The following is a 7,662-nucleotide window of genomic DNA, read 5'->3' on the forward strand; positions in this document are numbered from 1 at the left end:
GGCATGACCGACGAGTTCGAGATGGGCTTCTTCATGAAGCGCGCCCGCGTGCTGCAGGAGCTCTACGGCGATGCCAACTTCCACGCCGACCTCCTGGCGCAGCTCAAGAAGTACTGAGGGTCGCCCCAGACCCCAAGGCGCTGCTGGCCAGCAGCAGCGCCACCAGCGCCTCGCCGCCGGCCGAGATGTGTTCGCGCATGGCGGCGGCGGCCTCGTCGGCATCGCCGCGGCAGATGGCCTCGACGATGCGATGGTGCTCGCGGTCGGAGGTCTGCAGCCGGCCCGGCTGCTCGAAGCCGCGCAAGCGAAACGCCGCCAGGCGCTTGCGTGCGCTGCGCGCATGGTCCACGAGCACCGGGTTGCCGCTGGCCGAGTAGATGAGCTCGTGCAGGGCCGTGTTGGCCGCGGCATACCCCTTGCCGTCGGCGGCCGCAGCGCTTCGCGACGCGCTTGCCAGGGCCTGCACCAGCCCATCTCTCGCTTCAGGCGTGACACGCCGGGCCGCCAGTCGCGCGAGCGTCGATTCGATCTCGCACAGCGCTTCCAGCAGCGCCGCCAGTTCGGCTGCGCTCGGGCGCCGCACATAGATGCCCGAGCGCGGCGCGATGTGCACCAACCCCTGCGCCGACAGCAGCATCAGGGCCTCGCGCACCGGGGTGCGCGAGGCGTTGAAGCTGGCCGCCAGCGCCTTCTCGTCGATGGCGCTGCCGGGCGGCCGCACCCCGCTCAGGATCTCGCTCTCGATGCTGGTGCGGATGCGCTCCTGGATGCTGGTCACGGGGGTCTTGGGTCTATCCATGGGCGCGGAACGTAGCACGGCAGGTCATCGGAAAACCCCCTCTTTCGTGGCGTGTCAGCGCCCGCTGAAGCGAGGCGGCCGCTTGGCGGCCCAGGCGGCGGCACCTTCCTTGAGGTCGTCGGACTGGGCGGCCCGGGCGATGTCGCGCTGCAGCTCGCCGGCATCCAGCGTGCCGCGGGCGATGCGGTTGAGGTGCTTCTTCATGCCCAGCAGGGCCAGCGGCGCCATGCCGGCCAGCGTCTCGGTCAGCCGGTCGGCCGTGGGGTGCAGCTCGCCCGACGAGGCCACCAGGTGGGTGAGAAAGCCGCAGCGGTGCATGTCCTCGGCGCCGATCTTCTCGGCGGTGAGGAAGAGGCGCTTGGCCATGTCCACGCCCAGGCGGCTCACGTAGCGCTCCAGGCCGCGCTGGTAGAAGTGCAGGCCCAGGCGTGCGGCGGGCATGAACATGTCGACATCGTGCGAGCCGATGCGGAAGTCGCACGCCAGCGCCATGTCGGTCGCGCCGCCGTACACGCCGCCTTGCAGCACGGCGATGGTGACGGGCCGGGCGTCTTCGAACGCATCCACCATCTGGTCGAAGCGCAGCGTGCGTGGGCCGCCGATGGCGGTGATGTCGTAGCCGCTGCAGAAGTACTTGCCGGTGGCCTGCAGGCGCAGCACCAGCACCTCGTCGCGGGCGTTGACGGTGGCGACGTGCTCCACGAGCGCGGCCACGTCGTCGGGGTCAAGGCGATTGGCCTGGCGCGCGCGGCGCAGGGTGATGGTGGCCACGTGGCCTTCGATGAGGAGTTCAGGCGTCATCCCGGAACTCTAGCGTCCCAGGAACCGCGGCAGGCGCTTCTCGGCGAAGGCGGCCCGGCCCTCGGCGTAGTCGTCGCTGTTGAAGCAGGCATCGACCAGCGCAGCCACCTCGCCAGCTTCAGCCTGCGAGTAGCGCTCGAAGGTGTTGACCGCCGCCTTGGCCGCACGGATCGTGAGCGGCGCATTGCGCGCCAGCGTCTCGGCGTAGCGGCGCACGCGTGTCTCCAGCTCGGCCTCGGGCACGACGGAGTTGACCAGGCGCATGCGCAGCGCCTCGTCGGCATCGAAGAAGCGGGCCGAGAAGAGGATGTCGCGGGCGGTGGACGGCCCCACCAGCCGCGCCAGCGCGGCCACGCCGGCGTAGTCGTAACCCAGGCCCAGCTTGGCGGCGGGGATGCCGAAGGTGGAGCCCTCGGCCGCAATGCGCACGTCGGCCGCCAGCGAGACGGCCAACCCACCGCCGATGCAGTAGCCCTGGATCATCGCGATCAGCGGCTTGTCGAGCTTGGACAGCCACACGCGCCCGGCCTCGGCCACCTCGCCGTATTGCTTGCGCTGCTCGGCATTGGCGCGCTTCTCGCCGAACTCGGAGATGTCGGCGCCGGAGGCGAAGGCCTTGCCACCGGCTCCCTTGAGCACCACCACGCGCACGCTGTCGTCGGCCTGGAAGGCCTGCAGCGCGTCGCCCAGGCCGGCCCACATTGCGAGCGAGATGGCGTTGCGCCGCTCGGGGTTGTTGAAGGTCAGCCAGCCGATGCCGCCTTCGGTGTGGGCCAGCAGCTTGTCGGTCTGGAGGCTGAGGTTCATGCAATCGCTCCCTGTTGCTTCAGTCGCTCGATGGCCGCACTGTCGTAGCCGAACTCCCGCAGCAGCTCGTGCGTCTGCTCGCCGGCATCGGGCGCGGCGTGGTGGAAGGCCTCGGGGTGCGGGAAGGCCGAGAGGTTGATCGGCGAGCGCACCAGGTTCACCTCGCCGAGCGCGGGGTGGGGCGCCGTGCGCGTCATGCGCAGGTGCTGCGTCTGGGTGTCTTCGAAGGCCTGGGCGATGTCGTTGATCGGGCCGCAGGGCACGCCGACGGCGTTGAGCTTGTCGACCAGCTCAGCCACGCTGAAGTCGCGCGTGATGGCGTTCAGGTTGGCATGGAGCCGCTCGCGGTGCTTCACGCGCAGGCGCACGTTGGCGTAGTCGACATCGTTGAACAGCCAGTCGGCGCGCAGCGCCTGGCACAGCGCCACCCACATCTTCTGCGTGCTCGCGGCCAGGTTGACGAGCCCGTCGCGTGCCTCGAACACGCCCATGGGCACGGCGGTCGGGTGGAAGTTGCCCTGCTGGCCGGGCACCTCGCCGCTCATGGTGTAGCGCGCGCCCTGGAAGTCGAGCTTGTTGAGCATGGCCTCGAGCAGCGAGGTGTGCACCCATTGCCCTTGGCCCGTGTGCTCGCGGTGCAGCAGCGCGAGCAGGATGCCCTGGCCGAGGAACATGCCGGCGGAGGTGTCCGAGACCGCGATGCCCGCACGCATCGGCCCGCGGCCCGGCTCGCCGGTGATGGACATCAAGCCGGCCAGGCCCTGCACGATCTGATCGACGCCCGGACGGTCGCGGTAGGGCCCGCTCTGGCCGAAGCCCGAGATGCTGGCGAGGATGATGCGCGGGTTCGCGGCCTTGAGCTGCTCATAGCCGAGGCCCAGCCGCTCCTTCACGTCGGCGCGGAAGTTCTCCACCACCACGTCGGCCTGCCTGACCAGGGTGTGCAGCAGCGCCAGGCCTTGCGGGTGCTTGAGGTCGATGCACAGGCTGCGCTTGTTGCGGTGCAGGTTCTGCTCGTCGGCGCTGCGCCGCATGGCGCCCGTGATGTTGCCGGGCGACCGCTCGGGTGGCGGCTCGATGCGGACCACCCGCGCGCCCCAGTCGGCCAGCAGGCGCACGGCGGTGGGGCCGGCGCGGGCGATGGTGAGGTCGAGAACGGTGTACTTCGACAGCGGCATGAAACCTCTTATCGGTAGTTGAGCGGCCCCCCGGGGCGGAAGGCCGGCAGGCGGCGCATGGCTTCGCGCTCGGCGCCGCGCGGGTCACTCACGATCTGGCATTCGGTGTCGAACACCATCGTCATGCGCGCTTCGGGTGTGAAAGGCGGCCAGGCGGGCAGCTCATGGGTGCCGGGGTGGCCGGTGCGGGCGAAGCTCGCCCAGGCCTTCATCATCCGCTGTGCCAGCGGCGCGAGCTCGGGCCCCTGGCCGGTGAAGGGCGCGGCCGCATCGAGGTTGCCGAAGACGAAGGGCAGCTCGGCCGTGTGCGGCGAATGCAGCCGACCGTTGAAGACCGGGCTCTCCCAGGCGAACTCGTACATGAAGACGGGTGCGCCCCCTTGCACGGCCTTCTGCTCGGCGCCTGCGATGTTCGTGCAGCGGTACATGTGGTCGCTGGCGATGAAGGCCAGCACCTCGCTCGGCGAGGCTTGCGGGTGCTGGGCCTGGTAGACCGAGATCAGCGCGTCGGCCTGCACGTCGTCGATCTTCATGAAGCGCTTGACGCGCTGGTAGGCCTCTTCGGCCGCGAGCGTGAAGTTCGACGGGTCGATGGCCAGGAAGAAGGTGGCTTCGGTGCGGGTGGCGCCGATCAGCAGCGGGATGTGTGCCGAGATTGCCGGGGCCTGCGGATAGAAGGGGTGGCCGGTGAGTGTGCGGCCATCGATCACGGGGCGGAAGTCGTCCTGCCCGCCATTGGCCGCCACCACGTTTTGCATTGCGCGCACCAGGTCGGCGGCCGGCAGCTTCTGCAGGGCCGCGAAGTTGCCCGGCGTGAGGCCGATCTCTTCGAAGAGCTGCTGCGTGGCACGCAGCGATTCGCCGTGCTCCTGCACGTGGAAGCCCGAGGACGAGCTCTGCACGATGGCGCGGTGGAACAGGCCCTGCGCCGCGGGCATCGCCATCAGGATGGCCACCTTGGCGCCACCACCCGACTGGCCGAAGAGCGTGACACAGCCCGGGTCGCCGCCGAAGCCGCCGATGTTGGCGCGCACCCATTGCAGGGCCAGCACCAGGTCGAGCATGCCGGCGTTGCCGGCGTCTGCGAAGCGCGTGTCTGCGCCGGGCGTGGGGCAGAGGTAGCCGAAGAGGTTGAGCCGGTGGTTCACGGTGACCACGACCACGTCTTCCTGCGCGGCGAGCGCGCTGCCGTCGAGCACCGGCGTGTTGCCGGCGCCGAATGAGAAGGCCCCACCGTGCAGGTAGACCATCACCGGGCGCCTGGCGGCATCGGCAGCGGGAGTGAAGACGTTGAGCACCAGGCAGTCTTCGCCTTGCGGGCTGTCGCTCTGCAGCCACTGGAAGAGGCGGGTGCGCGGCGTCTCGGGCTGTGGGGCGCAGGGGCCATAGGCCAGCGCATCGCGCACGCCGGGCCAGTGCGGTGCGGGTTGCGGCGGCAGGAAGCGCCGCGAACCCGAGGTGGGGGCACCGTAGGGGATGCCCTTGAACACGGCCACGCCGCGCTCGAACGCGCCGCGCAGGCGGCCGGAGGTGGTGTCGACCACCGGTGAATCGGTCATGGGTGACGCTCCCTGTTTATAGATATATCTGTTGAAGATATAGATATCTACAGGGCGGGTCAACCGGGTTAGCGCGGTGAATCAGTGTCCCGAAAGAGAACTGCAGGCCGAGAGGCAACGGACGCCGGTTCGAAGGAGAACTCAGCCAGCACGGCTGGGCAGCTCAAGCGTCATGAAGACGCTGTAGGGGTCCAGCTTGTAGTCGCCGAACGGGCCGCAGTGCTGGAACCCGACGCTTTCGTAGAGTTCGTGCGCGGCGCGGAACGTCTGAGCGGGCCCGGTTTCAAGGCTCAGACGCTTGTATCCGCGCCGATGCGCTTCAGCCAGGATGTGGTTCAGCACGGCACGCCCTGCACCTCTGCGACGCAGGGCCGTTGGCGTTCGCATCGATTTGATCTCTCCGTGCTCGGGCCCGAGTTCCTTGAGGGCGCCGCATCCGAGCAGCTGGCCGCCTTCTCGCGCAGACCAGAAGGTGATGTCGGGTCTCTTCAGGCCGCTCACGTCGAGGGCATGAACACTTTCGGGCGGGGAGAGTTCGTGCATGTTGCGCAAGTGTTCGTCGAGCAATGCGTACACGTCGGCGCGGGCCGGGTCGTCGATGTCGATGTTCATGTCAGGCACCTGCGGCCACGTGCTTGTCGCGCAGCTCGCGCTTGAGCACCTTGCCGATGGCGCTGCGCGGCAGCTCGTCGATGAAGTGCACCGCGGAGACACGCTGCGTCTTGCCCACCTGGTCGGCGAACCAGTCCTGCAGCGCCTGTGCGGTGATGGGCTCGCCCGGCTTCTTGACCACGTAGGCCACCGGCGTCTCGCCCCAGGCCTCGGAGGGCACGCCCACCACCGCCACGTCGGCCACGGCGGCGTGCTGGCGCAGGATGGCCTCCAGGTCGCTCGGGTAGATGTTGAAGCCGCCGCTGATGATCATGTCCTTCTTGCGGTCCATCAGCGTGAGGAAACCGTCTTCGTCGAAGCGGCCCACGTCGCCGGTGCGGATGAAGCGCTCGCCTTCCGGGCTGTACCACTCGGCCTCGCGCGTCTTGCCGGGCTGCTGGTGGTAGCCGGTCATCATCGAGACGCTCTTGCCCACCACCTCGCCCATCTCGCCTTGCGGCACGACCTGGCCGTTGTCGTCGATCAGGCGGATGTCGTGGCCTTCGGCCGGCTTGCCCACGGTGTGCAGCTTGGTCGGGTAGGTGTGGGCTTCGAGGATGCAGCTGCCGCCGCCTTCGGTCATGCCGTAGAACTCGACCAGGCCACCCGGCCAGCGCTTCAGGATGTCGGCCTTGAGCGCGGCGCCGAAGGGCGCGCTGGTGCAGAACTTGAACTTGAAGGACGAGAGATCGTAGGTGTCGAACTCCGGCACGGCCATGATGCGCGAGTACTGCACCGGCACCAGCATGGTGTGGGTGGCATGGTGCTTCTGCGCGAGTTCGAGGTAAGCCTTGGCGTCGAACTTGGGCATCAGCACCAGCGTGCCGCCCCAGGCCAGCGTGGGGAAGAACACCACCAGCGTGGTGTTGCTGTAGAGCGGCGTGGCGAGGATGGTGGTGCCGCCGGGGCCGTACTGGTAGGCGCCACCGCCACGGCGCACGTGGGCCCAGCGCATCTTGTGCGGCTGCACGATGCCCTTGGGCGTGCCGGTGGTGCCCGACGAATAGATGATGTTGAAGGCCCAGTCGGGTTCGGGGGTGACGGCCTTGAACTTGGTGCCGGCGGGGGCAACCCAGTCGACCAGTTGTTTCCCGACGGGCGAGCCGTCGAGCGAGACGCGCGGGATGCGCAACGCCTCGGCGGCCTTCACCGCTTCGCCGATGGCGGCTTCGGTGAAGAGGATCTTCGCGTCGGCGTCCTTCAGCATGCCCTGCAGCTGCTCGGGCGTGGACCCGGGAGCCAGCGGGGCCACCACCACGCCGGCGCGCAGCGCGCCGAGGAAGATGGCCGCGTAGTGCACCGACGAGTAGGCGCAGATGGCGATGGCCTGCTGAGGCTTGACGCCATCGCGCTTCAGCGCGGCGGCCACGCGGTCCATCATCGCGTCGAGCTGGGCGTAGGTGACGCTCGCGGTCTTGTCGATGACGGCCAGGTGCGAAGGGTCACGCTTGGCGTGCTTGCGGATCAGGTCGGCGATGACGCCGTAGTCGTTCTCGAAGGGGGCAGCGATCGGGGCCATGGGAAGCGTGAGAAGAAGGGTCAGACAGTGGCCACGGCGGTGACCGGGGAACCCACCGCGCCCGGCAGGCGCAGCGGCGGTGCGGTGAGCAGGCAGCGCGAACGATTGTGGGCGCGCAGCCAGCCCGCCAGCTCGCTCAGGAACCACAGTTCGCCCAGCGGCACGCCCAGCTTGAAGAGGCAGTGCTCGTGCAGCGGCAGCGCGGCGCGCGCGCCATCGCCTTCGGCCTCGCGCGCGGGGTAGGCCTCCACCGCATAGTTGTCGGCGATGAGGGCGGCCACGCCGCTGTCGGTTATCCACTGCAGCAGGCGCTCGTCGCGCCCGTCGAGCGCGGCACAGGCGTTGTTG

Annotated in this window: 7 protein-coding genes and 1 pseudogene; all 8 read right to left on the minus strand. The window is 69.1% G+C overall.

Annotated elements, in window-relative coordinates:
* Positions 1-103: 103 nt before the first annotated feature.
* Entirely contained in the window at positions 104-799 is a 696-nt protein-coding gene (locus tag VFL64_RS06495) for a GntR family transcriptional regulator (RefSeq protein ID WP_489539563.1), read from the minus strand.
* A 54-nt stretch (positions 800-853) separates the two neighbouring features.
* On the minus strand, positions 854-1,600 hold the full coding sequence (locus tag VFL64_RS06500; protein ID WP_489539564.1) for an enoyl-CoA hydratase/isomerase family protein: 747 nt from the start codon (positions 1,598-1,600) through the stop codon (positions 854-856).
* A 9-nt stretch (positions 1,601-1,609) separates the two neighbouring features.
* Positions 1,610-2,407, minus strand: coding sequence for an enoyl-CoA hydratase (locus VFL64_RS06505; RefSeq protein WP_489539565.1), 798 nt, complete (start codon positions 2,405-2,407; stop codon positions 1,610-1,612).
* Positions 2,404-3,585: a CaiB/BaiF CoA transferase family protein gene (locus tag VFL64_RS06510; protein ID WP_489539566.1), complete on the minus strand. Its 1,182-nt coding sequence runs from the start codon at positions 3,583-3,585 to the stop codon at positions 2,404-2,406. The genes VFL64_RS06505 and VFL64_RS06510 overlap by 4 nt, the downstream gene beginning before the upstream one ends.
* Positions 3,586-3,593: 8 nt before the next feature.
* A complete protein-coding gene (locus tag VFL64_RS06515; protein WP_489539567.1) occupies positions 3,594-5,144 on the minus strand; it encodes a carboxylesterase/lipase family protein in 1,551 nt (516 codons plus the stop codon).
* Between the two features lie 141 nt (positions 5,145-5,285).
* Positions 5,286-5,756, minus strand: a complete 471-nt coding sequence (locus VFL64_RS06520; protein WP_489539568.1) for a GNAT family N-acetyltransferase — start codon at positions 5,754-5,756, stop codon at positions 5,286-5,288.
* Position 5,757: 1 nt separating this feature from the next.
* Complete coding sequence (locus VFL64_RS06525; protein WP_489539569.1) at positions 5,758-7,314, minus strand: class I adenylate-forming enzyme family protein; 1,557 nt, start codon at positions 7,312-7,314, stop codon at positions 5,758-5,760.
* A 20-nt stretch (positions 7,315-7,334) separates the two neighbouring features.
* A pseudogene (locus VFL64_RS06530) lies at positions 7,335-7,662 on the minus strand (cyclase family protein); the annotation flags it as partial.

Origin of the sequence: Rhizobacter sp., assembly GCF_035702065.1 — a bacterium.
Taxonomy (GTDB): Bacteria; Pseudomonadota; Gammaproteobacteria; order Burkholderiales; family Burkholderiaceae_C; genus Rhizobacter.